This is a genomic window from Citrobacter sp. Res13-Sevr-PEB04-36 (assembly GCF_015672735.1).
Taxonomy (GTDB): domain Bacteria; phylum Pseudomonadota; class Gammaproteobacteria; order Enterobacterales; family Enterobacteriaceae; genus Citrobacter.
This window is the reverse complement of sequence record NZ_JADABY010000037.1, coordinates 101,280-124,054: the sequence shown is the minus strand read 5'-3', so window position 1 is coordinate 124,054 and position 22,775 is coordinate 101,280. Positions and strand designations below refer to the sequence as shown.

General features: G+C 51.4%; 22 protein-coding genes. 13 read left to right on the top strand and 9 right to left on the bottom strand.

Annotated features, from left to right (window positions below; all coding sequences use genetic code 11):
* The first annotated feature begins 194 nt into the window (after positions 1 to 194).
* Genes sapA through sapF form a run of 5 tightly spaced genes read left to right on the top strand, consistent with a single transcriptional unit; the run spans position 195 to position 5,477 of the window.
* Positions 195 to 1,838, top strand: a complete 1,644-nt coding sequence (gene sapA, locus IMQ48_RS10930) for an ABC transporter substrate-binding protein SapA (RefSeq protein ID WP_196209046.1) — start codon at positions 195 to 197, stop codon at positions 1,836 to 1,838.
* Entirely contained in the window at positions 1,835 to 2,800 is a 966-nt protein-coding gene (gene sapB, locus IMQ48_RS10925; protein WP_196209045.1) for a peptide ABC transporter permease SapB, read from the top strand. Before sapA ends, sapB begins: the two co-directional genes overlap by 4 nt.
* Entirely contained in the window at positions 2,787 to 3,677 is an 891-nt protein-coding gene (gene sapC / locus IMQ48_RS10920) for a peptide ABC transporter permease SapC (RefSeq protein ID WP_196209044.1), read from the top strand. The genes sapB and sapC overlap by 14 nt, the downstream gene beginning before the upstream one ends.
* Positions 3,677 to 4,669 (top strand): peptide ABC transporter ATP-binding protein SapD, encoded by a 993-nt coding sequence (sapD, locus tag IMQ48_RS10915; RefSeq protein ID WP_196209043.1) that lies wholly within the window; start codon positions 3,677 to 3,679, stop codon positions 4,667 to 4,669. The genes sapC and sapD overlap by 1 nt, the downstream gene beginning before the upstream one ends.
* 1 nt (position 4,670) lies before the next feature.
* Complete coding sequence (gene sapF / locus IMQ48_RS10910; RefSeq protein WP_196209042.1) at positions 4,671 to 5,477, top strand: peptide ABC transporter ATP-binding protein SapF; 807 nt, start codon at positions 4,671 to 4,673, stop codon at positions 5,475 to 5,477.
* Positions 5,478 to 5,519: 42 nt separating this feature from the next.
* Here the strand turns inward: sapF and IMQ48_RS10905 are convergent, their stop codons facing one another.
* Positions 5,520 to 6,209 (bottom strand): EAL domain-containing protein, encoded by a 690-nt coding sequence (locus IMQ48_RS10905; RefSeq protein WP_196209041.1) that lies wholly within the window; start codon positions 6,207 to 6,209, stop codon positions 5,520 to 5,522.
* 509 nt (positions 6,210 to 6,718) lie between these two features.
* Between IMQ48_RS10905 and fabI the strand changes: the two genes are divergently transcribed.
* The 7 genes from fabI (at position 6,719) to osmB (ending at position 14,858) form a co-directional block, all read left to right on the top strand.
* Positions 6,719 to 7,507: an enoyl-ACP reductase FabI gene (gene fabI, locus IMQ48_RS10900; RefSeq protein ID WP_137361798.1), complete on the top strand. Its 789-nt coding sequence runs from the start codon at positions 6,719 to 6,721 to the stop codon at positions 7,505 to 7,507.
* Positions 7,508 to 7,721: 214 nt separating this feature from the next.
* Positions 7,722 to 8,879, top strand: coding sequence for a carboxymuconolactone decarboxylase family protein (locus tag IMQ48_RS10895; protein WP_196209040.1), 1,158 nt, complete (start codon positions 7,722 to 7,724; stop codon positions 8,877 to 8,879).
* Between the two features lie 89 nt (positions 8,880 to 8,968).
* The gene (locus IMQ48_RS10890) at positions 8,969 to 10,903 is read left to right on the top strand and encodes an exoribonuclease II (protein ID WP_196209039.1); all 1,935 of its coding nucleotides are present in this window, start codon (positions 8,969 to 8,971) and stop codon (positions 10,901 to 10,903) included.
* Positions 10,904 to 11,165: 262 nt separating this feature from the next.
* On the top strand, positions 11,166 to 13,157 hold the full coding sequence (pdeR, locus tag IMQ48_RS10885; protein WP_196209038.1) for a cyclic di-GMP phosphodiesterase: 1,992 nt from the start codon (positions 11,166 to 11,168) through the stop codon (positions 13,155 to 13,157).
* A 182-nt stretch (positions 13,158 to 13,339) separates the two neighbouring features.
* On the top strand, positions 13,340 to 13,522 hold the full coding sequence (locus tag IMQ48_RS10880) for a hypothetical protein (RefSeq protein ID WP_196209037.1): 183 nt from the start codon (positions 13,340 to 13,342) through the stop codon (positions 13,520 to 13,522).
* A gap of 96 nt (positions 13,523 to 13,618) precedes the next feature.
* Positions 13,619 to 14,371 (top strand): DNA-binding transcriptional regulator YciT, encoded by a 753-nt coding sequence (locus IMQ48_RS10875; protein ID WP_196209036.1) that lies wholly within the window; start codon positions 13,619 to 13,621, stop codon positions 14,369 to 14,371.
* 268 nt (positions 14,372 to 14,639) lie between these two features.
* On the top strand, positions 14,640 to 14,858 hold the full coding sequence (gene osmB / locus IMQ48_RS10870; protein ID WP_003020583.1) for an osmotically-inducible lipoprotein OsmB: 219 nt from the start codon (positions 14,640 to 14,642) through the stop codon (positions 14,856 to 14,858).
* Between the two features lie 103 nt (positions 14,859 to 14,961).
* Here the strand turns inward: osmB and yciH are convergent, their stop codons facing one another.
* The 5 genes from yciH to pgpB all read right to left on the bottom strand — a co-directional run bounded on the left by yciH (position 14,962) and on the right by pgpB (position 18,611).
* Positions 14,962 to 15,288, bottom strand: coding sequence for a stress response translation initiation inhibitor YciH (gene yciH, locus IMQ48_RS10865; protein WP_196209035.1), 327 nt, complete (start codon positions 15,286 to 15,288; stop codon positions 14,962 to 14,964).
* Positions 15,289 to 15,297: 9 nt separating this feature from the next.
* Positions 15,298 to 16,026, bottom strand: a complete 729-nt coding sequence (gene pyrF, locus IMQ48_RS10860; protein ID WP_196209034.1) for an orotidine-5'-phosphate decarboxylase — start codon at positions 16,024 to 16,026, stop codon at positions 15,298 to 15,300.
* 186 nt (positions 16,027 to 16,212) lie between these two features.
* Positions 16,213 to 17,382: a lipopolysaccharide assembly protein LapB gene (gene lapB, locus IMQ48_RS10855; RefSeq protein WP_196209033.1), complete on the bottom strand. Its 1,170-nt coding sequence runs from the start codon at positions 17,380 to 17,382 to the stop codon at positions 16,213 to 16,215.
* A gap of 6 nt (positions 17,383 to 17,388) precedes the next feature.
* The gene (locus IMQ48_RS10850; RefSeq protein ID WP_003020595.1) at positions 17,389 to 17,697 is read right to left on the bottom strand and encodes a LapA family protein; all 309 of its coding nucleotides are present in this window, start codon (positions 17,695 to 17,697) and stop codon (positions 17,389 to 17,391) included.
* Positions 17,698 to 17,846: 149 nt separating this feature from the next.
* Positions 17,847 to 18,611 (bottom strand): phosphatidylglycerophosphatase B, encoded by a 765-nt coding sequence (gene pgpB / locus IMQ48_RS10845; RefSeq protein WP_196209032.1) that lies wholly within the window; start codon positions 18,609 to 18,611, stop codon positions 17,847 to 17,849.
* A 197-nt stretch (positions 18,612 to 18,808) separates the two neighbouring features.
* Between pgpB and ribA the strand changes: the two genes are divergently transcribed.
* The gene (ribA, locus tag IMQ48_RS10840) at positions 18,809 to 19,399 is read left to right on the top strand and encodes a GTP cyclohydrolase II (protein ID WP_196209031.1); all 591 of its coding nucleotides are present in this window, start codon (positions 18,809 to 18,811) and stop codon (positions 19,397 to 19,399) included.
* Between the two features lie 64 nt (positions 19,400 to 19,463).
* On the opposite strand, the gene acnA is transcribed toward ribA, so the two are convergent.
* The 3 genes from acnA to IMQ48_RS10825 all read right to left on the bottom strand — a co-directional run bounded on the left by acnA (position 19,464) and on the right by IMQ48_RS10825 (position 22,735).
* A complete protein-coding gene (gene acnA / locus IMQ48_RS10835) occupies positions 19,464 to 22,139 on the bottom strand; it encodes an aconitate hydratase AcnA (protein ID WP_196209030.1) in 2,676 nt (891 codons plus the stop codon).
* 285 nt (positions 22,140 to 22,424) lie between these two features.
* On the bottom strand, positions 22,425 to 22,592 hold the full coding sequence (locus IMQ48_RS10830) for a hypothetical protein (RefSeq protein WP_196209029.1): 168 nt from the start codon (positions 22,590 to 22,592) through the stop codon (positions 22,425 to 22,427).
* Between the two features lie 2 nt (positions 22,593 to 22,594).
* Positions 22,595 to 22,735 (bottom strand): YmiA family putative membrane protein, encoded by a 141-nt coding sequence (locus IMQ48_RS10825; RefSeq protein WP_230326373.1) that lies wholly within the window; start codon positions 22,733 to 22,735, stop codon positions 22,595 to 22,597.
* Between the last annotated feature and the right edge of the window lie 40 nt (positions 22,736 to 22,775).

The following is a 22,775-nucleotide window of genomic DNA, read 5'->3' as shown; positions in this document are numbered from 1 at the left end:
TGAAAATGCTAAGATAGTGAATGAGGTATAGTAAATGTGGATAGCGCGTATAAATATTGAGCGGGTCGCGAAGTCACATTCGTGCTTATCAATACCGCTACCTCATAAAGCTTCCAAACACAAACGGCAATGGCAATGGCAAATGTCATTAAATATTAGTAAGATAGCTTCTTCATACATAACTCCTTAAAATTATGCGCCTGGTTTTATCATCTCTGATCGTGATGGCTGGACTTCTGAGTGGTCAGGCTGCTGCTGCGCCTGAGCAGACCACGCTTGCCGATATTCGTGACAGCGGCTTTGTCTATTGCGTCAGCGGACAGGTCAATACGTTCAACCCACAAAAAGCGAGCAGTGGCCTGATCGTCGACACGCTCGCCGCCCAACTCTATGATCGTCTACTAGATGTGGATCCTTACACCTACCGTTTGGTGCCGGAACTGGCCGAGAGCTGGGAGGTGCTGGATAACGGTGCAACTTATCGTTTCCACCTGCGTCGTGACGTTCCGTTTCAAAAGACCGCATGGTTTACCCCTACCCGTAAACTGAATGCAGATGATGTGGTGTTTACCTTCGAGCGTATCTTTGACCGCCAGCATCCGTGGCACAACGTTAACGGCGGCAGTTTCCCCTACTTTGACAGCCTCCAGTTCGCCGATAACGTACAAAGCGTGCGCAAGCTGGACAGCCACACCGTCGAGTTTCGTCTGACCCAACCGGATGCGTCTTTCCTGTGGCATCTGGCCACACACTATGCGTCGGTAATGTCAGCTGAATACGCCGGGCAGTTGGCAAAACAGGATCGCAAAGAGTTGCTGGACCGGCAGCCTGTCGGTACTGGTCCGTACCAACTTTCAGAAAACCGTGCCGGGCAATATGTTCGCCTGCAGCGTCATGACACGTTCTGGCGTGGTAAACCATTAATGCCGCAGGTGGTCGTTGATCTCGGTTCTGGCGGTACCGGACGCTTATCAAAACTGCTCACCGGTGAATGCGACGTGCTGGCCTGGCCTGCTGCCAGTCAGCTCAGCATCTTACGTGATGATCCTCGTTTGCGTCTGACGCTACGGCCGGGGATGAACATTGCCTATTTGGCTTTTAATACTAATAAACCGCCGTTGAACAACCCTGCTGTTCGTCATGCGCTGGCATTGGCGATTAACAACCAGCGTCTGATGCAGTCCATCTATTACGGTACGGCAGAGACCGCAGCATCTATTTTACCACGCGCCTCGTGGGCGTATGACAACGAAGCTAAAATTACAGAATACAATCCGGCAAAATCCCGCGAGCAGTTGAAAGCGCTGGGGCTGGAGAACCTGACGTTACAGCTTTGGGTACCAACCAGCTCCCAAGCCTGGAATCCAAGCCCGCTGAAAACCGCTGAGCTTATTCAGGCGGACATGGCCCAGGTTGGCGTGAACGTAAAAATTATTCCGGTGGAAGGTCGTTTTCAGGAGGCGAGATTAATGGATATGAACCATGATCTGACGTTGTCCGGTTGGGCGACAGACAGTAACGACCCTGACAGTTTTTTCCGACCGCTGCTTAGCTGTGCCGCCATCAACTCGCAAACCAACTTTGCCCACTGGTGCAATCCTGAGTTTGACAGCATTTTGCGTAAAGCCTTGTCGTCGCAACAACTCTCGTCACGCATCGATGCCTATGACGAAGCACAAACGATCCTGGCGCAAGAGCTACCTATCTTGCCGCTGGCTTCATCGTTACGCCTCCAGGCTTATCGCTATGACATCAAAGGGTTGGTGCTCAGTCCGTTCGGTAACGCCTCCTTTGCCGGGGTGTACAGGGAAAAGAAAGATGAGGTGAAAAAACCATGATTATCTTTACCCTGCGTCGTTTTTTATTACTTCTGGTCACCCTGTTTTTTCTGACGTTTATTGGGTTCAGCCTGAGTTATTTTACCCCCCACGCCCCTCTGCAAGGCGCCTCGCTGTGGAACGCCTGGGTATTCTGGTTCAATGGCTTAATCCACTGGGATTTTGGCGTGTCCAGCATCAACGGTCAGCTGATCTCAGAACAGTTGAAAGAGGTGTTCCCCGCCACGATGGAGCTGTGCGTTCTTGCCTTTGGCTTTGCCCTGATGGTCGGAATTCCCGTTGGCATGCTGGCAGGGATCACACGCAATAAATGGCCGGATAGGTGCATCAGTGCGGTTGCCCTGATGGGTTTTTCCATCCCGGTCTTTTGGCTGGCGTTGTTACTGACGCTGCTTTTCTCATTGACGCTTGGCTGGCTGCCGGTATCCGGTCGCTTTGATCTGCTCTATGAAGTGAAACCGGTTACCGGCGTTGCCATTATCGACGCATGGCTCTCCGACTCGCCATGGCGCGATGAAATGCTGATAAGTGCAATTCGCCACATGGTGCTCCCGGTATTAACGCTCTCCGTCGCACCAACGACGGAAGTCATTCGTCTGATGCGTATCAGCACCATCGAAGTGTTCGATCAGAACTACGTAAAAGCAGCAGCCACTCGTGGCCTGTCACGGTTAACTATTTTGCGTCGCCACGTACTGCATAACGCCCTACCGCCGGTGATCCCGCGCCTTGGCCTCCAGTTTTCCACCATGCTGACGCTGGCAATGATCACCGAAATGGTCTTTAGCTGGCCAGGACTTGGCCGCTGGCTGATCAACGCCATTCGCCAGCAAGATTACGCCGCCATTTCAGCTGGCGTGATGGTGATTGGTTCGCTGGTGATTATCGTTAACGTGATCTCTGATATTTTGGGTGCGATGGCTAACCCTCTGAAACATAAGGAATGGTATGCCTTACGATAGCGTATACAGCGAAAAGCGCCCCCCTGGCACGCTGCGTACTGCCTGGCGCAATTTTTACGGTGATGCGTCCGCAATGGTCGGACTTTATGGTTGTGGCGGGCTGGTCATACTGTGTATTTTCGGTGGCTGGTTCGCGCCATACGGTATCGATCAGCAATTTCTGGGCTATCAACTGCTCCCGCCTTCCTGGTCACGCTATGGCGAAGTGTCATTCTTCCTTGGAACCGACGACCTGGGACGCGACGTATTAAGTCGTCTGCTCAGCGGTGCGGCCCCCACCGTCGGCGGCGCATTTGTCGTCACGCTCGCTGCCACGTTATGCGGTCTGGTTTTAGGTGTTGTTGCCGGGGCAACCCACGGTTTACGTTCGGCTGTGCTGAACCATATTCTCGACACCCTACTCTCGATCCCATCGCTACTGCTGGCAATTATTGTGGTGGCGTTTGCCGGTCCCCATCTGACACACGCGATGTTTGCCGTCTGGCTGGCGCTGTTACCGCGTATGGTGCGTTCGGTCTATAGCATGGTGCATGACGAACTGGAAAAAGAGTATGTCATTGCTGCCCGTCTGGATGGTGCCTCCACCCTCAACATTCTGTGGTTTGCGATTCTGCCCAATATTACCGCCGGGCTTATCACTGAAATTACCCGCGCATTGTCGATGGCGATTCTGGATATTGCCGCTCTGGGCTTTCTCGATCTCGGCGCACAGCTTCCGTCTCCGGAATGGGGAGCCATGCTTGGCGACGCGCTGGAGTTAATTTACGTTGCTCCGTGGACGGTGATGCTGCCCGGTGCGGCAATCATGATAAGCGTCCTGCTGGTTAACCTGTTAGGTGACGGTGTGCGCCGCGCAATTATTGCGGGGGTGGAATAATGCCATTACTGGATATTCGTAACCTGACCATTGAGTTCAGGACCGGCGACGACTGGGTAAAAGCTGTCGACCGCGTCAGTATGACCCTGAATGAAGGCGAGATCCGTGGGCTGGTTGGTGAGTCCGGCTCTGGTAAGAGTTTAATCGCTAAGGCTATTTGCGGCGTGGCAAAAGACAACTGGCGCGTTACCGCTGACCGCATGCGTTTTGACGATATCGATCTGCTGCGCCTGTCAGCCCGTGAGCGGCGCAAACTGGTGGGCCATAACGTTTCCATGATCTTTCAGGAACCACAGTCCTGTCTCGATCCGTCCGAACGCGTTGGGCGACAGCTGATGCAGAACATTCCCGCCTGGACCTATAAAGGGCGTTGGTGGCAACGCATTGGCTGGCGCAAACGCCGTGCAATTGAACTGCTGCACCGCGTCGGGATAAAAGATCATAAAGATGCGATGCGCAGTTTCCCGTATGAGCTGACAGACGGCGAGTGTCAGAAAGTAATGATTGCCATCGCCCTAGCGAATCAGCCGCGTTTGCTGATTGCCGATGAGCCGACCAATGCGATGGAGCCCACCACCCAGGCGCAGATTTTCCGCCTGCTGACCCGGCTGAATCAAAACAGCAATACCACCATCTTGCTGATCAGTCATGACCTGCAAATGCTCAGCCAGTGGGCAGACAAAATCAATGTCATGTACTGCGGACAAACGGTGGAAACCGCACTAAGTAAAGATTTGGTGACGATTCCGCACCATCCTTATACGCAGGCATTGATCCGCGCCATTCCTGATTTTGGTAGCCCAATGCCGCATAAAAGCCGCCTGAATACGATGCCTGGTGCAATCCCCCTGTTGGAACAGTTACCCATTGGTTGCCGTTTGGGGCCGCGCTGCCCTTACGCTCAACGTGAGTGCATTGAAACCCCACGACTGACCGGAGCAAAGAATCATCTCTATGCCTGTCATTTCCCGCTGAACATGGAGAGAGAGTGAGATGGTAGAAACACTGCTCGAAGTACGTAACCTGAGCAAAACCTTTCGCTACCGGACGGGCTTATTTCGTCGCCAGACGGTCGAAGCCGTCAAGCCCCTAAGCTTTACACTGCGTGAGCGCCAGACCCTTGCCGTCATTGGCGAGAACGGTTCCGGTAAATCAACGCTGGCGAAAATGCTGGCCGGGATGGTTGAGCCGACCAGCGGTGAACTGCTGATTGACGATCATCCGCTACACTACGGCGATTATTCCTTTCGAAGTCAGCGGATTCGTATGATTTTCCAGGACCCGTCAACATCGTTGAACCCGCGCCAACGTATCTCACAGATCCTCGATTTCCCGCTGCGTCTGAATACCGACCTTGAGCCAGAACAACGCCGCAAGCAGATCGTTGAAACGATGCGTATGGTGGGTCTGCTGCCCGATCACGTTAGCTATTACCCGCATATGCTGGCGCCGGGGCAAAAACAACGTCTGGGGCTGGCCCGAGCCCTCATTTTACGTCCTAAAGTGATTATCGCAGATGAAGCGCTAGCCTCTCTTGATATGTCGATGCGTTCGCAGCTGATTAACCTGATGCTGGAGCTACAGGAGAAACAAGGTATTTCTTATATCTATGTGACGCAGCATATCGGGATGATGAAACACATCAGCGATCAGGTGTTGGTGATGCACCAGGGAGAAGTCGTCGAACGCGGCAGTACGGCAGATGTGCTGGCCTCTCCGTTGCATGAACTGACCCGCCGCCTGATATCCGGGCATTTCGGTGAAGCACTTACCGCCGATGCCTGGCGCAAAGACCGCTAACAGTTATAGATGCCCTCCGCTGATGGAGGGCTTTTTATATCGTTAGTGATAAACGTCTGCTGGTATCAATGTTTCAATGTTGCTAAAGACGACCGACGGGAAAATATCGCCCTGTACTGCCCAGATACCCACATTACTTAGCTCATCAATAAGCCGGGCGTCTTCAACTCCTTCGACCACCACGCGGTCACAATATTCCCTGATATTCTTGATGAGAATCGGGAACATCGGTTTTCCGATTTGTGATAAGAAGAAGCTACGATCTATTTTCACTACGTCAAAATTGCCGCTGACCAGTGGGCTCGCGCCCGCGCTACCGGAGCCAAGGTTACCGAGCCACAAAGCATTGGGTCCATCGCGCAGAGAATTAATCAGCAGGTTATTCAGGCAAGCTGTATTCGACAGGACGCGTTCTGAAAGTTGCAATGTAATAAAAGGCATGGCGTGTAAGGCTGAGGTAATAACCGGATCACCGATCGCGAAAAGTGCCATTTCATCAATCAGGTTAAGCGTACAAAAAAGGTTATTTTTCTCAAACCAGTCACGCTTTCGGGTGATCAACTGTATTTGTTCGAGCATAAAATGTCGTTTTTGCTCGCTACTCCACGCTGTGATGATGAAATCTGAATGCAGCGGGAGAATTGTCTCTGACGTAAACCGGGCGACCATCTCAACACCAAGCAACGTATCCGTCGTGTCTCTCATCGGATCCGCGATGAAATGATAGTGCATAAGACCACTCCAATTGATCATAACGTTCTGATAACGCACTTCTAATTATAATCAATCAATAATATCGATCAATGATTCGATATTGATCGATAAAAACAATAAATAATAACGAACTGAAAATGGTGGATTTTTTTGTTTTAAGAATCTTCCTACATTGATATGTTTGCCCACATCGACTAAAGCAAAATCATACCATTTAACGCCGCAGAGGCCTTGTATTTTCTGCCTTCACCCCTGCTCCTGTCTGGTTGGATGAGGCAGAACCTGGGGGGAGTGATATACTCCTCACGTTCAATGAATAGTGACGGGCCACTGATACTGACAACGCTTCCACAGATCCTGAAATCCCTTTTGCTGCCGTTAACCGTAAGTTAACTCACAGAGAAAGATCGTGACACAAAGGGCAGAGAGTGGGATATAATTTCAGACCAATTTCGAGTGACCTTGAAATTGCAATCATAACGCATTGATTGCTAAAAAAATAAGTAATGACTATAAGGATTAAATCTATGGGTTTTCTTTCCGGTAAGCGCATTCTGGTGACCGGTCTTGCCAGTAAATTGTCCATCGCCTACGGTATCGCTCAGGCGATGCACCGCGAGGGAGCTGAACTGGCGTTCACCTACCAGAACGACAAACTGAAAGGCCGCGTGGAAGAATTTGCAGCTCAACTGGGTTCCAACATCGTCCTGCAGTGTGATGTGGCTGAAGACGCCAGCATCGACACCATGTTCGCTGAACTGGGCAAAACCTGGGAGAAATTCGACGGTTTCGTACACTCCATCGGTTTCGCGCCGGCAGACCAGCTGGATGGCGATTATGTGAATGCGGTAACCCGCGAAGGCTTTAAAATCGCTCATGACATCAGCGCCTACAGCTTTGTAGCAATGGCAAAAGCCTGCCGCACGATGCTGAACCCAGGCTCTGCACTGCTGACGCTGTCCTACCTGGGCGCAGAGCGAGCTATCCCGAACTACAACGTAATGGGTCTGGCGAAAGCCTCTCTGGAAGCCAACGTTCGCTATATGGCTAACGCAATGGGTCCGGAAGGTGTGCGTGTTAACGCAATCTCCGCAGGTCCGATCCGTACTCTGGCAGCTTCGGGCATCAAAGATTTCCGTAAAATGCTGGCCCACTGCGAAGCGGTAACCCCGATTCGTCGCACCGTGACCATTGAAGATGTGGGCAACTCTGCAGCATTCCTGTGCTCTGACCTGTCTGCTGGTATCTCTGGCGAAGTGGTTCACGTTGACGGTGGCTTCAGCATCGCGGCAATGAACGAGCTGGAACTGAAATAATCTTTCAGACCGCCACTGTGGGCGACGCTGTCGCCCATAATTTTTTCACCTTCCGTCTTCCACTTCCGGTCATATATACCTTTCTGATATTTATTATCACGTAACAATCTTTTATCCCCCCATCAGCTTACGCCAGGATATTGCAGCGCAAACGATCCGGCGGACGAACATAACGACGTATCCGGGTCGCCACTTTTTAGACCAAGGAACGCCCATGGAACAACGCCGAATTGAAGGCAAAAGCCACTGGTATCATGAAACGCAGTCCAGCACCTATCCGCAAGATGTTCTCCCGCTGGTGCCGGAAGCGGCCAACGTCGAAGACAGTTTTTTGTTGGACCTGGCGATACCGGAAGTCGCGCTGTTACCCTTTCAGTCCTGGTTAAAACCTGCCCGTGAACTTGCTCACCTTCTCTTCCCTGCGGATGTCGCTCTGAATCCGTTACATACCTTCAGTGCTTATGAACGTATGAGTACCGCCTTAACCGTGGCTCAGGTTTACGGCATCCAACGATTGTGTAACCACTACGCAGCGCGTTTGACCCCACTACCAGGCCCAGACTCCTCCCGCGAGAGTAATCACCGGCTGGCACAAATTACCCAGTATGCTCGCCAGCTCGCCAGCTCCCCCGCTGTGATTGGCGCACGCGATCGCCAGCATCTTGATGACGTTGGGTTAACAACCTGCGATATCATCCTGATCAATCAGGTAATCGGCTTTGTCGGCTTCCAGGCCCGCGTAGTGGCGATTTTTCAGGCTTATTTTGGCCACCCAGTACGTCGAATACCGGGCCTCGATATTCAGCAATACGCGCAGGCAGCTATATTTAACGATACCAATACCCAATGGCATGTGGCCACATTCCCGATTGACATCATCCCTCCTCGCGAGGCTTCGCCAGACAGCGTTGACCAAAACGCTCATATCCCTGAATTACACGCACTTACGCCAGTGCTGGCACATTCACCAGCTGCACTGATATTACTCAGGTCATTACTGACCAGTACACTACGCAAAGATGCGCAGTTGGGGGCGTTTTCTCTCGCCACGCTGCTGACGTCACGCATTAACGGCAGCGTAGCCTGCTTTAATGAACTGGCTCATACAGCGCATCAACTGGACGATATTATTGCGATACTGCGTCTGGATGAGCGCGAATTGCAGCGTTGGGAGCAACGACATCCGGTTGAGCGCGCCACCCTGCAAGCGGTACAATGGCTAACCCGGGCGCCCGATCGTTTTAGCGCCGCACTGTTAACCCCGTTATTTGAACAGGGTGTTTCATCAGAACAGGCCATTAACTTACTGGCCTGGACCGGATTGTGCGGATGGTTGAATCGCTTGAAAATCGCGCTGGGCGAGACTCACTAACCGCTCCGCTCATTGAAAGAGCGCTTGCTGCGACTGGCAGTTTCGCGTAAAACTGTCAGCCGCTCTTTTGGCCACGAAAATAGACAATTATGCTTCAGGACAACCCGCTGCTAGCGCAGCTTAAACAGCAACTACATTCCCAGACGCCGCGTGCTGAAGGGGTGGTAAAAGCCACGGAAAAAGGCTTTGGCTTCCTGGAAGTCGATGCACAAAAAAGCTATTTCATTCCACCGCCGCAGATGAAAAAAGTGATGCATGGTGACCGCATTATCGCGGTAATCCATAGCGAAAAAGATCGCGAGTCTGCCGAGCCGGAAGAACTGGTCGAACCGTTCCTGACGCGTTTCGTGGGTAAAGTTCAGGGTAAGAACGATCGTCTGTCCATTGTGCCAGATCATCCGTTACTGAAAGACGCTATCCCGTGCCGTGCCGCTCGCGGCGTGGAACATGAATTTAAGGAAGGTGACTGGGCCGTCGCAGAAATGCGTCGCCATCCGCTGAAAGGCGACCGCACCTTCTACGCTGAATTAACCCAGTTCATCACCTTTGCTGACGATCACTTCGTCCCATGGTGGGTTACGCTGGCGCGACATAACCTCGAAAAAGAAGCACCGGATGGCATCGCCACCGAGATGCTGGATGAAGGGCTGGAACGTCAGGATCTTACCGCACTCAATTTCGTCACCATTGACAGCGCCAGCACTGAAGATATGGACGATGCGCTGTACGCCGAAGAACTGGCGGATGGCAAACTGCAATTAACCGTCGCGATTGCCGATCCTACAGCCTGGATTGCCGAAGGCAGCAAGCTGGATAATACCGCGAAGATTCGCGCGTTCACCAACTATCTGCCGGGCTTCAATATCCCGATGTTGCCACGAGAGCTGTCGGACGACCTGTGCTCACTGCGGGCGAACGAAGTGCGTCCGGTACTGGCCTGCCGCATGACCATTGCCGCTGACGGTACCATTGAAGACGACATCACCTTCTTCACTGCGACTATTAAATCCAAAGCGAAACTGGCCTATGACAACGTGTCTGACTGGCTGGAAGGGAATAATAGCTGGCAGCCTGAAAACGACGCAATTGCCGAGCAGATCCGTCTGCTACAGCGTATCTGCCTGAGCCGTGGCGAGTGGCGTCATAACCACGCCCTGGTATTTAAAGATCGTCCTGATTACCGTTTTGTCCTTGGCGAAAAAGGTGAAGTGCTGGATATCGTGGCAGAGCCTCGCCGCATTGCTAACCGTATCGTAGAAGAGTCGATGATTGCGGCGAACATCTGCGCAGCGCGTGTGCTTCGCGACAAGCTGGGCTTCGGGATTTATAACGTACACATGGGCTTCGATCCGGCAAATGCTGAAGCGTTGGCCGCCCTGCTGAAAACCCACGGTATGCACGTGGATGCTGAAGAAGTGCTGACGCTGGAAGGTTTCTGCAAGCTGCGTCGTGAACTGGATGCGCAGCCTTCCGGTTTCCTCGATAGCCGTATTCGCCGTTTCCAGTCCTACGCTGAAATCAGCGTCGAGCCAGGTCCGCATTTTGGGCTGGGTCTGGAGGCTTATGCCACCTGGACCTCCCCTATCCGTAAGTATGGCGATATGATCAACCACCGTCTGCTGAAAGCGGTGATTAAAGGCGAAACCATCTCCCGTCCACAGGATGATATTACCGTGCAGATGGCTGAACGCCGTCGCCTGAACCGGATGGCAGAACGTGACGTCGGTGACTGGCTGTACGCACGTTTCCTGAGTGACAAAGCCGGCACCGACACCCGCTTTGCCGCTGAAATCATCGATGTCAGCCGCGGCGGTATGCGCGTGCGTTTAGTCGACAATGGCGCCGTCGCGTTTATCCCGGCACCTTTCCTGCACGCGGTCCGCGATGAACTGGTATGCAGTCAGGAAAACGGCACGGTACAGATCAAAGGTGAAGTGGTCTACAAAGTCACTGAGGTGATCGACGTGACCATCGCCGAGGTACGAATGGAAACCCGCAGCGTTATCGCTCGCCCAGCCGCATAGCACCCATAAACTCAACGGCCTTTCTCTTTTTGTGAAAGGTCGTTTTCTTTTCCCCCCCGAAACGCCACCACGCACTACACTTCCTTCATCCAGTTTGATTTATTTTTGCTCTTTTTCCGTTCTACGACTTTGCTTTTTCCTGAATCTGGATTACACATAAATATATAAATAAAACAATACGTTCAGCCATAATCGCCCTGTATGAATCATGGCTACTCTTACTTTTGAGGCTCTATGCGCTTTAAACGGGATAGTACACATCATGAAAGACGTTCGGGAGTTGGTTACGTTGTATAGCTACGTGGGTACTCACAACCCCTACTGGCGTTTGTCAGAGGATTGTAACATCCTGCATTTCTCCATTGGCGAAGCGACCGAAGCAGACCAAACCATCGAATTATCGCCTGAACAAGCCGACCGCATTCGAGAAATGACGGTGATTACTTCAAGCCTGTTGATGACCTTACCCATCGACACGGATGACATTCCCGTGCACCTGGTCGGGCGGAGGGTAAATAAACGAGAATGGGCTGGCAGCGCATCCGCCTGGGATGACACGCCTTCTGTCGCTCGCGATCTGGCACAAGGATTATCGTTTGCTGAACAGGTCGTATCAGAAGCCAATTCCGTTATCGTTATTCTTGACCGACAGGGCAACATTCAGCGGTTTAATCGGCTGTGCGAAGAGTATACCGGGCTAAAAGAACGAGAAGTCATCGGTCAGAGCGTCTTCACCCTGTTTATGAGCAGACGTGAAGCTGCGGCATCAAGACGCAACATTGACGTTTTTTTCCGCGAAGGTAACTCGTATGAAGTTGAACGTTGGGTGAAGACCTGTAAAGGGCAACGCCTGTTCCTGTTTCGCAATAAATTCGTGCATAACGGCAGTGGTAAGAACGAAATCTTTCTGATCTGTTCCGGAACCGATATTACCGAAGAACGACGCGCCCAGGAGCGCCTGCGCGTGCTGGCAAATACCGACTCCATCACTGGATTACCTAACCGTAACGCCATTCATGAAATGATTAGCGAGGCCATTGAGAACGCAGGAGACACGCAGGTTGGCATTATATATCTCGACCTCGATAATTTTAAAAAAGTGAACGATGCCTACGGACATATGTTTGGTGATCAGCTTTTACAGGGCGTCTCGCTGGCGATCCTCAGCTGTCTTGAGGATAACCAGCTACTGGCCCGCTTCGGCGGCGATGAGTTTATTATCCTGGCCACACAAACTTCCCAGAGCGCCCTTGAGGCTACGGCCTCGCGTATTCTGACCCGTCTGCGCCTGCCATTCCGTATCAGTCTAATCGAAGTGTATACCGGTTGTTCTATCGGCATTTCTCTGGCGCCTCAACATGGTAATGACAGCGAAAACGTGATTCGTAACGCGGATACCGCCATGTATACCGCCAAAGAAGGCGGACGCGGACAGTTTTGCGTTTTCTCCCCTGAAATGAATCAGCGGGTATTTGAATACCTTTGGCTGGATACTAACCTACGTAAAGCGCTGGAAAACGATCAGTTGCTGATCCACTACCAGCCCAAAATAACCTGGCGGGGTGAAGTCCGCAGCCTGGAGGCGCTGGTCCGCTGGCAGTCGCCGGAGCGTGGGTTAATTCCGCCGCTGGAATTTATCTCTTACGCCGAAGAGTCAGGGCTGATTGTCCCGCTGGGGCGCTGGGTGATTCTGGACGTTGTGCGCCAGGTAGCGAAGTGGCGCGATAAGGGGATCAATCTGCGCGTGGCGGTAAACGTTTCGGCACGTCAACTGGCGGATCAAACGCTGTTCACCGACTTGAAGCAGGTTCTGCACGATCTGAATTTTGAATATTGCCCAATCGACGTCGAATTAACGGAAAGCAGTTTGATTGAGAATGAACAGCTGGCGCTGTCCGTTATTCAGCAGTTTAGCCAGCTTGGCGCCCAGATCCATCTGGATGATTTTGGCACAGGCTACTCTTCACTTTCTCAGCTTGCCCGCTTCCCGCTGGATGCGATTAAACTGGATCAGACCTTTGTCAGGGACATCCACAAACAATCTATTTCGCAGTCGCTGGTTCGCGCCATTGTTGCGGTAGCGCAGGCCCTCAACCTGCAAGTGATCGCTGAAGGTGTGGAAAGCGCGAAAGAGGATGCCTTTTTGACCAAGAATGGTGTCAATGAGCGTCAGGGTTTTTTGTTTGCCAAGCCAATGCCAGCCGCTGCGTTTGAACGCTGGTACAAGCGGCATCTGAATAAGAAATTGCGCTAACAATGCAGGAATAACCGTGGTGAAATACCGAAAAATGGACATTTCGTGACTATCGTATCTGTCTGTAATCACGGAATATATAATATTTTCCGTTCGTACAGGTTAATACTATTTTTCCCTTCTCTTTTGTCATGAATTTCTGCATCATGAAATTCAAATTTTTTGACACCAGGATGATGACCATGCCAGATATCGACGCACAACGACTGGCCGAACGCATTGATACCGTGCTGGATATCCTTGTTGCAGGCGACACCCACTCAGCCATCCACAACCTCGAAATTCTTAAGGCGGAACTGTTAAACATGGTCAATGAAGAAGCAGCGTCTTTGTCAAAAAAACACAAAGCTCCGTGGGAGATCTGACGGCTTTGTTCTTTTAATGTGGGGGCTGACATCAGACTGCTGATAGCACAGCTTCCGTTTAATTTCCGATACAATATCGCTATAAAAATTAATACTATGAATTCCCGACAACAATCTATTTTGCAGATGGTGACCGATAAAGGCCAGATGAGCGTAGCTGAGCTAGCTAAAATCACCGGTGTCTCAGAAGTGACGATTCGACAGGATCTGAACACGCTGGAAAAACAGAGTTATTTACGCCGTGCGCACGGCTTCGCGGTTTCACTCAACAGTGACGATGTAGAAACGCGCATGATGACCAATTTCACCCTTAAACGTGAGCTGGCCGAGTTTGCCGCCTCGTTGGTTAATCCGGGCGAGTCCATATTCATTGAGAACGGTAGCAGTAATGCACTGCTGGCCAGAACGCTTGCGGAGCAAAAAGACGTCACCATCATTACAGTCAGTAGCTATATCGCTCACCTGCTCAAAGAAACGCCTTGCGAAGTGATCCTCCTCGGCGGGATCTATCAGAAAAAAAGTGAAAGCATGGTTGGGCCGTTAACGCGCCAGTTTATCCAGCAGGTTCACTTTAGTAAGGCCTTTATTGGTATTGATGGCTGGCAGCCTGAAACCGGCTTCACCGGCCGCGATATGATGCGCTCTGATGTGGTTAATGCTGTGCTGGAAAAAGGCGCAGAAGTGATTGTACTCACCGACAGTTCGAAATTTGATGCTATTCATCCTTACACACTAGGTCCGCTGGAGCGGTTCAGTCGTGTTGTAACTGACGCAAAACTCAGTGCCAGCGTTCAAATGCAGCTGGAGCATTCAGGGTTAACCGTTAACATCATCGATACCCACGCATAATACGCCACCCGATGATTTGCCTGCCGGCAAATCATCTTCTCTCTGAGACTTATCTGACAGTCCAATTAAGACTTTTTACCTGTCGTTAACAGGACAATGTCGTAAAATTAATGTTAGCGATATAACAGGAACAAACAATCATCAACAGGTGATTGAGCGTAATGCCCTGCGCTAAACGGTTTCGCGGAAATACCTTTAACAGCCTTAATTTAGCGCTATTATTAAAGGTGACTGGATTCCGTGAATCAATCATTCAGGAGAAAGTATTATGTTAGTAACGAGCAAAAAAATGACCGCTGCCATTCTGGCGATTACTCTGGCAATGTCTTTGAGTGCCTGCTCTAACTGGTCTAAACGCGACCGTAATACCGCAATTGGTGCGGGTGCAGGTGCCATTGGTGGTGCAGTCCTGACGGACGGCAGCACGCTGGGAACGCTGGGTGGTGCTGCAGTAGGTGGTATTATCGGCCACCAGGTGGGTAAATAATCTACGGTTGACCGGCTCGATATAATAATACGTTTACTTTTTCACAACCGTACTATTTACATTGTTAATAATAAAGCCACGAATTATTTCGTGGCTTTTTTTATTAACCGCCAGCCAGTTTTACTTTCATGCCTTTGGTTTCCAGCAAGGATTTAATCAGGTCGCGTTTGTCGCCCTGTATTTCAATTACGCCTTCTTTCACTGCCCCACCGCAGCCACATTTTTTCTTCAACTCAGCAGCTAATTTGATCAATTCGCTATCGTCCAGGTCAATACCGGTGATCAGGCAAACGCCCTTACCTTTTCGACCGCTGGTTTGGCGTTGAATACGCACAATACCATCACCCTTAGGACGCTCTGGCGCCACTTTAGGTTCATCAATACGCCCGGACTCAGTGGAGTAGACCAGGCGAGAATTATCGTCATTCATTTACACACCTTACTTCAGTGAAGCGTTGATCGTCTTCAGTGTCTGAGCCGGGTCCACCGACTGCGTGACTGGACGGCCAATCACCATATAATCCACACCCGCTAACAGCGCCTGATGCGGCGTCATAATACGACGCTGGTCGCCCGCATCACTGCCTTCAGGACGAATACCTGGCGTGACCAACTTAAAGGCCTGACCCAATTCTTGCTTGAATCGTACCGCTTCCTGTGCCGAGCAAACAACTCCGTCCAGCCCGCAATTTTGCGTCAAACGAGCCAGTCGTTCCGCATGCTCAGCCGGTGACAACGTCACGCCAAGATCGGCAAGGTCGCTGGCTTCCATACTGGTCAACACCGTCACCGCAATTAACAGCGGTGCGTCATTACCAAATGGAACTAAGGCTTCACGGGCCGCAGTCATCATACGTGCCCCACCCGAGGCATGAACGTTGACCATCCACACGCCAAGGTCCGCCGCAGCCGCCACGGCATGTGCTGTGGTATTGGGAATATCGTGGAATTTTAGATCCAGAAATACATCAAACCCTCGCTGTTGCAGGTCTCGCACCAGTTGAGGCCCGTAAAGTGTGAACATCTCTTTGCCCACTTTCAAACGGCAATCACGGGGATCAATTCTGTCGACAAAAGCTAACGCTTTATCGCGATTATTGTAATCCAGAGCGACAACGACAGGAGAATCAGTAACAGCACGGGAAGAAGATGAAGCAGTAAACGTCATAACCAGACCTTCCTGAAGAGGGGCACCTTGCGGCACGAAATGGGTAAACGGCGTGCATTCTACCTGTGGTCATAGAAAATTAACAGGTTCGATTACATTTCTGCGAGGCGATGTGGCACGGAGGTAATGCGTAGGTAGTGGTAATAACAAATAAGGATGTTGTAACTAAAGTGAGTGTTTTTTTAATTACAAGCCATCAAGACCGCGAATTGGCTTAATGGTTGACCATGAACGACAGGACGGGCAATGCCAGTACAGCGTGTAGGCGGTAAACCCACATTTCTGACAGCGATAGCGAGGCTTGCTGCGCACCTGCTCGCCAACCATATCCCGCAGCACCATCAGGCTCTCTTTGGCGCGCCCTTCTTCTGCTTCATTGAGGTGATAGTCCATCAGTTTGTGAAAGACGCGCATTGTGGGATGACGCTGCAACTGACGGGTGATATAGACCTGCGCCGTATCGCTACCCTCACGCGCTTCAAGGATATCCGCCAGCATCAACTCAGCGGCCGCACCGGTATTTTCCTCTACAGCGCGGCGTAAGAACTCCGCCCACTCGTCGTTTTTACCAAGTTGCTGGTAGCAACTCTGTAGCATGTCCAGCGTTTCGCTGACCAGCTCTTTGTCCTGGGAAATAACACGTTGCAGGCTTTCGACCGCCTTCGCATAGTCCCCTTTCATCATATACACGCGCCCCATCATGATGGAAACCCGTGCACTGTTTTTGTCAGCTGCCGCACCTTTTCTCAGCAACGTCATGGCGCGATCCATGTCGTCGCTACCTAGTTGCTGGAGGGCCAGTTCGCAGTAAAAGTGTGCGATCTCGATACGCTGTTTATCTTTGCCGAGCTTCACCAGGCGTTCCGCAACGTCAATAGCCTTTTGCCACTCACTGGTTGCCTGATAAATCTGCAACAGTTGCTGCAGCGCCCCTACGCGGAAATCGGTCTCATCAGTGAGCTGATTGAACATGTCTTCCGCGCGGTCATACAGACCTGCGGCCATGTAGTCGCGTCCCAGTTGCTGCACAGCCAGCAAACGCTGTTCGTAGGTCAGCGACGCACTTTCCATGAGAGTTTGATGTATACGGATAGCACGATCGACTTCACCGCGCGAGCGGAACAGGTTTCCGAGGGTGAGATGAGCCTCAACGGTGCCGGTATCCTCTTTCAACATATCGAGGAACAGATCCACCGCTTTATCTTGTTGGTTACTCAGGAGGAAGTTAACCCCGGCGACATAGTCTCGCGACAAACGGTTAGCTTCGTCCTGTTTTGTTTGTTGCGCACTTCTGCGACCCATATACCACCCATAGGCAGCGGCTACAGGTAAAAGCAGAAACAACAACTCCAGCATAAATAATTATTCCTTCACAACCGACGAATCGGCAGATACCGCAACGTCGGTCGCAGGCGTAAGCTGGTTTTCCAGTCGTTTAATTTTACGTTCGGCACGCGCAAGAGATACGCGGACCTTCAGCCAGAAAAGGCCACAAATTAGCCAACCAATGGCAAATCCCGCGGCAAACAACACGGCAAGCAGCGTAGAAATACGATACTCCCCTTGAGCCAGCAGGTAGTTAAACGTTACCTGTTGATCGTTTTGCGCACCTAATGTCACCGAAATAACAAAAATCGCCAACACCAGTAAGAAAATGAGTAAATATTTCACATTACTTCCCGTTATGTGGTTTGAGCGAATAAATCGTGTACAACTTACCGCGTTGAGCCCTTTAAATTACCATTTTCGCGACGAGTGCGAAACGGAAAAGCGCCTGACTCTCTATGATTTAAGGGCAAAACGCGAAAAATCAATCGCAGTCAGCTTTCTTGTTCACGCTGCGCGATTTCTTGTTGTTCCTGCACCGGCGGTGTTAAGGGTCCACAGACCCGCTGTGCAAGCCATGCCGCCAGCGTGACAAGTAACCACGATATCAACGTAGCTACCACTAAATCACGCGGCCAGTGCATGCCCAGCAGCAAGCGACTCCCCATCACGCCCGTAGCCCAAACCAACAAGAAAACAATTGTCAGCGTGCGTCTGCGCGGCCATAACAGCCCCACAGCCAGTAAAGCCCAGCTTGCAGCAAACATGGTATGTCCGGAGGGAAATGCGAAGCCCGTTTCTTTTTGCCAGTGCTGACGTAAAAAGGTCGGAATCTCCTGCTGTCCTGATAATTGTTCTTTTACTAAATGTCCGCGTTCTTTACGCTTTAAAGTGTAGAACTCATCGACAGGAACATGGTGCGTTTTTTCCAGCCAAACCACAAAGGGTCTGGGCTCCTGAACTCTTTCTTTTACCCAGGACTTTACCCCCTGGCCGATCAAAATTGCCCCGGCAAGGATCGCGAACAGCATCATCGCGGCTTTCAGACGAAATCGCAAACACCACAGAAACCACACACACAGGGAAACATGCGTAATAATTCCCCAGGGTTGGGTCACCGTCTCCGTTATCCAGTATAAGGATTTTAACCACCAGACATTGTGCCCTGGTTGCCAACTCCAGCCAGATATCCATACGGACATCGGCATGATCAGCAACAGTGCCGCGCCTACGGCAGTTCGCTTTGCGATAGAAAGCATTACATCTCCTTTCGTCGATAAGTCTCACAATCATAACCGAAAAAAGTGCGCGTCGGGGAAATTGACAATTTTGTGCCATTGCAAATGCGAAAGCACCGTCGCAATTAGGCGAACACCGCATGCTTATGGCAAAATAGTGCAATAGAGGATGCCAATAGGCGACGGCATGAAGAGTGCCGCGTAATCTGGAGAAATACATGCAGCTTAAACGTGTGGCAGAAGCCAAACTGCCAACCCCATGGGGTGATTTCCTGATGGTGGGATTTGAAGAACTGGCAACCGGGCACGATCATGTTGCGCTGGTTTTTGGCGATATTTCTGGTCAAACACCGGTCCTGGCACGCGTCCATTCCGAATGTCTGACCGGCGATGCGCTGTTTAGCCTGCGTTGCGATTGCGGTTTCCAACTGGAGGCTGCGCTCTCGCATATTGCTGAAGAAGGCCGTGGTATTCTGCTCTACCATCGTCAGGAAGGACGCAACATCGGTCTGCTGAATAAAATCCGCGCCTATGCATTGCAGGATCAAGGCTACGATACCGTTGAAGCCAACCACCAGTTAGGTTTTGCCGCCGACGAACGCGATTTCACCCTGTGCGCAGATATGTTTAAGCTACTGGGCGTAGATGCTGTACGACTGCTGACCAATAACCCGAAGAAAGTAGAAATTCTGACTGAAGCGGGCATTAATATTGTCGAGCGCGTACCGCTGATCGTAGGACGGAACCCGAAAAATGCGCATTATCTGGATACCAAAGCTGCCAAAATGGGCCATTTATTGAGCGAGTAACCACCCGATAATTGCACATGCGCCTGCCTCCATGAAAAGCCTGCTTACGCAGGCTTTTCACTTTTTACTTCAGCATATTACGAATCACATAGTGCAAAATACCGTCGTTCTGGTAGTAGGTTAACTCCGTGGCGGTATCGATGCGGCAGCGACACAAAATTACCTCTTTGCTGCCATCTGCGCGCACCATATTCACCGCAATTGTTGCGCCCGGTTGAATCTTTTGCAAATCAGTAATATCAATCACTTCTTCACCGGTGAGCCCCAACGTTTTACGCGTGACCCCTTGTGGGAACTCCAGCGGCAGGATCCCCATGCCAATCAGGTTGGATCGGTGAATACGTTCAAACGATTCCGCAATGACCACGCGAATACCCAGTAAACGAGGGCCTTTCGCCGCCCAATCGCGACTGGAGCCAGAACCGTACTCCTTACCGGCAATCACCGCCAGTGGTACGTTCTCCTGCTGATAACGCATGGCGGCATCGTAAATGGCCACCACCTCCGTCCCCGGTAAATGGCGAGTCATCCCCCCTTCAATACCTGGAACCATTTCATTGCGAATACGAATGTTGGCAAATGTACCGCGCATCATCACTTCATGGTTTCCACGTCGTGAACCATAGGAGTTAAAATCCCGACGTTCGACGCCGTGACTCTGCAGATAACGTCCTGCTGGACTGTCCGCCTTAATACTCCCTGCGGGAGAAATATGGTCGGTGGTCACCGAATCCCCCAGCATCGCCAGAATACGCGCACCATGAATATCCTGTACCGGGTCCGGCATAGCCTGCATGCCATCAAAGAACGGCGAAAGGCGAATATAGGTCGAATCGGACTGCCAGCCGTAGGTATCTGCACGATCAACATTGATCGCTTTCCATTCTGGCGTGCCTTCAAACACTTCCGCATACTCTTTGTGGAACATCTCCGTGGATACCTGTTCAACAGCGCGGGCAATTTCCCGTGCCGAAGGCCAAATATCTTTCAGATAAACGGGATCGCCTTTTTGGTCATGACCGAGCGGATCTTTGGTCAGGTTGATGTTCATATTGCCCGCAAGGGCATAGGCCACGACCAGCGGCGGAGACGCCAGCCAGTTCGTTTTTACCAACGGATGAATACGCCCTTCAAAGTTACGGTTACCGGAAAGTACCGCCCCCACCGTAAGGTCGCCTTTTTTAATCGCTGTTTCGATCGGATCGGGTAACGGGCCTGAGTTGCCGATACAGGTGGTACAGCCGTATCCAACCAGATTGAACCCCAGTTCATCGAGATACGGTGTCAGTCGAGCCTGTGCCAGATAGTCAGACACCACTTTTGAGCCAGGAGCCAGCGAGGCTTTTACCCACGGCTGACGTTTCAGACCGAGAGTGACCGCTTTTTTCGCCAGTAAACCCGCCGCCATCAATACACTCGGGTTTGAAGTATTGGTACAGGAGGTAATGGCCGCAATCACCACTGCACCATCCGGTAGCTGGTATTGATGACCGTTCAGAACATAGCCCACCGGCTGGCGGTCTTTGTGTGAACTGTTCAGCTCAAGTTCATTGCTTGCCGCAAATGCTTTCGGGACATCTCCCAGTGCAACCCGATCCTGCGGACGCTTCGGTCCGGCCAGGCTGGCTTCCACATCGGCCATGTTCAGTTCCAGCGAACTGGTAAACACCGGCGCATCGCCTGTATTACGCCACATCCCCTGCGCTTTGGCGTAGGACTCGACCAGTTCGACTTGCTCTTCGCTGCGGCCACTCAGGCGCATATATTCGAGTGTGACGCCATCAATAGGGAAGAAACCGCAGGTCGCGCCATATTCCGGCGCCATATTGGCGATGGTGGCACGATCGGCCAGAGGCAGCGTATCGAGGCCATCACCATAGAATTCAACAAATTTCCCGACCACGCCGTGCTTACGCAGCATCTGGGTTACGGTCAGGACCAGGTCGGTGGCGGTAATCCCCTCACGCAGTTTCCCGTCCAGTTTGAAACCCACGACATCCGGGATCAGCATCGAGACCGGCTGCCCCAGCATTGCGGCTTCCGCTTCAATCCCTCCCACGCCCCACCCCAGTACGCCGAGGCCGTTAATCATCGTAGTATGGGAGTCGGTACCGACCAGCGTATCCGGGTAAGCCACCCACTCGTCATTCTGCAATTCACTCCACACCGCTTTTCCCAGGTATTCGAGGTTAACCTGGTGACAGATCCCCGTCCCCGGCGGCACAACGCTAAAGCGACTGAACGCTTGCTGCCCCCATTTCAGAAACACATAGCGCTCGTGGTTGCGCTCCATTTCCAGGCGTACGTTCTCTTCGAAAGCATCATCGTCACCAAAACGATCCACCGTCACCGAGTGGTCAATAACCAGATCAACAGGGGAAAGTGGGTTCACTTTCGCCGTATCACCGCCAAGGCGTTTAACCGCTTCGCGCATGGCCGCCAGATCGACCACCGCCGGAACGCCGGTAAAATCCTGCATCAGCACACGAGCGGGTCGATACGCAATCTCGCGATCGGCATGGGCATTGTCCAGCCATCGCGCCAGAGAATGAATATCTTCTTCAGTAACTGAATCACCGTCCTGCCAGCGCAGCAGGTTTTCCAGCAAGACTTTTAGCGATTTGGGCAGACGGGTGATATCACCCAGTGATTTGGCGGCCAGAGGCAAACTGTAGTAATGGTAGGTTTTATCTTTAACCTGCAATGTGTCCTTACTGGCTTCGCGTAGGGTCGACGACATAGCTCCTCCTTTAATGACAGGGTGGGATCCCTGATTTTTCTCAGGGTTAGTATTAAAGATAACACAAACAAAATGTAACGCTTTGATAACAACTCAAATTGATAAAAGCGGAAGATATGAATGGCGGTAAAGAAGAATTAAGACATGAAGGTGGATGAGGCTCAATTGTGGTGCAATGAAGCACGCAACCAGTCATTCACTGTTTTATATGCGTGCCGATTGCGCTGGAATTACGTCATTAAAAATGGTGGTTAATCAGAATAAGTCTACAACGCGTGTTGATGATTATTTTTGTTCTTCGTCTTCATCGAAGAGATCGATAAAAGCCCGCTGTTGTGGGGAAAGTTGCCACTCGTCAGGAACATTCTTCCCAGATTCAGTGGTCGTCTCCTGCGCGTGCTCATTATTCTGCTGAGAAGCTGGAGACTTGGGCTGCTGTTGCTGGACGGACATCTCTAGCCCCACACGTTCCAAATCACCAGTGCAACCACAATCCAGAACAGGACTGAACCGAGAAAGACCGTGAACCATGCTTTACGTTTCAGCGCGGGATCCCGGCGTGCTGGCTGGTTTCCAGAAGGCATCGCTAACCTCATACTATCGAAATCACTTATCATATTGGCACCAAACGATTGG

Bases quoted from the DNA above. Each gene is read 5' to 3' on its own strand.
- sapC (WP_196209044.1), top strand. From the start codon at position 2,787: ATGCCTTACGATAGCGTATACAGCGAAAAGCGCCCCCCTGGCACGCTG.
- fabI (WP_137361798.1), top strand. From the start codon at position 6,719: ATGGGTTTTCTTTCCGGTAAGCGCATTCTGGTGACCGGTCTTGCCAGT.
- IMQ48_RS10905 (WP_196209041.1), bottom strand. From the start codon at position 6,209: ATGCACTATCATTTCATCGCGGATCCGATGAGAGACACGACGGATACG.
- IMQ48_RS10895 (WP_196209040.1), top strand. From the start codon at position 7,722: ATGGAACAACGCCGAATTGAAGGCAAAAGCCACTGGTATCATGAAACG.
- IMQ48_RS10825 (WP_230326373.1), bottom strand. From the start codon at position 22,735: ATGAGGTTAGCGATGCCTTCTGGAAACCAGCCAGCACGCCGGGATCCC.
- yciH (WP_196209035.1), bottom strand. From the start codon at position 15,288: ATGAATGACGATAATTCTCGCCTGGTCTACTCCACTGAGTCCGGGCGT.
- sapD (WP_196209043.1), top strand. From the start codon at position 3,677: ATGCCATTACTGGATATTCGTAACCTGACCATTGAGTTCAGGACCGGC.
- IMQ48_RS10875 (WP_196209036.1), top strand. From the start codon at position 13,619: ATGAATTCCCGACAACAATCTATTTTGCAGATGGTGACCGATAAAGGC.
- acnA (WP_196209030.1), bottom strand. From the start codon at position 22,139: ATGTCGTCGACCCTACGCGAAGCCAGTAAGGACACATTGCAGGTTAAA.
- ribA (WP_196209031.1), top strand. From the start codon at position 18,809: ATGCAGCTTAAACGTGTGGCAGAAGCCAAACTGCCAACCCCATGGGGT.
- osmB (WP_003020583.1), top strand. From the start codon at position 14,640: ATGTTAGTAACGAGCAAAAAAATGACCGCTGCCATTCTGGCGATTACT.
- IMQ48_RS10830 (WP_196209029.1), bottom strand. From the start codon at position 22,592: ATGTCCGTCCAGCAACAGCAGCCCAAGTCTCCAGCTTCTCAGCAGAAT.
- pgpB (WP_196209032.1), bottom strand. From the start codon at position 18,611: ATGCTTTCTATCGCAAAGCGAACTGCCGTAGGCGCGGCACTGTTGCTG.
- pdeR (WP_196209038.1), top strand. From the start codon at position 11,166: ATGAAAGACGTTCGGGAGTTGGTTACGTTGTATAGCTACGTGGGTACT.
- lapB (WP_196209033.1), bottom strand. From the start codon at position 17,382: ATGCTGGAGTTGTTGTTTCTGCTTTTACCTGTAGCCGCTGCCTATGGG.
- IMQ48_RS10890 (WP_196209039.1), top strand. From the start codon at position 8,969: ATGCTTCAGGACAACCCGCTGCTAGCGCAGCTTAAACAGCAACTACAT.
- sapA (WP_196209046.1), top strand. From the start codon at position 195: ATGCGCCTGGTTTTATCATCTCTGATCGTGATGGCTGGACTTCTGAGT.
- pyrF (WP_196209034.1), bottom strand. From the start codon at position 16,026: ATGACGTTTACTGCTTCATCTTCTTCCCGTGCTGTTACTGATTCTCCT.
- IMQ48_RS10880 (WP_196209037.1), top strand. From the start codon at position 13,340: ATGCCAGATATCGACGCACAACGACTGGCCGAACGCATTGATACCGTG.
- sapB (WP_196209045.1), top strand. From the start codon at position 1,835: ATGATTATCTTTACCCTGCGTCGTTTTTTATTACTTCTGGTCACCCTG.
- sapF (WP_196209042.1), top strand. From the start codon at position 4,671: ATGGTAGAAACACTGCTCGAAGTACGTAACCTGAGCAAAACCTTTCGC.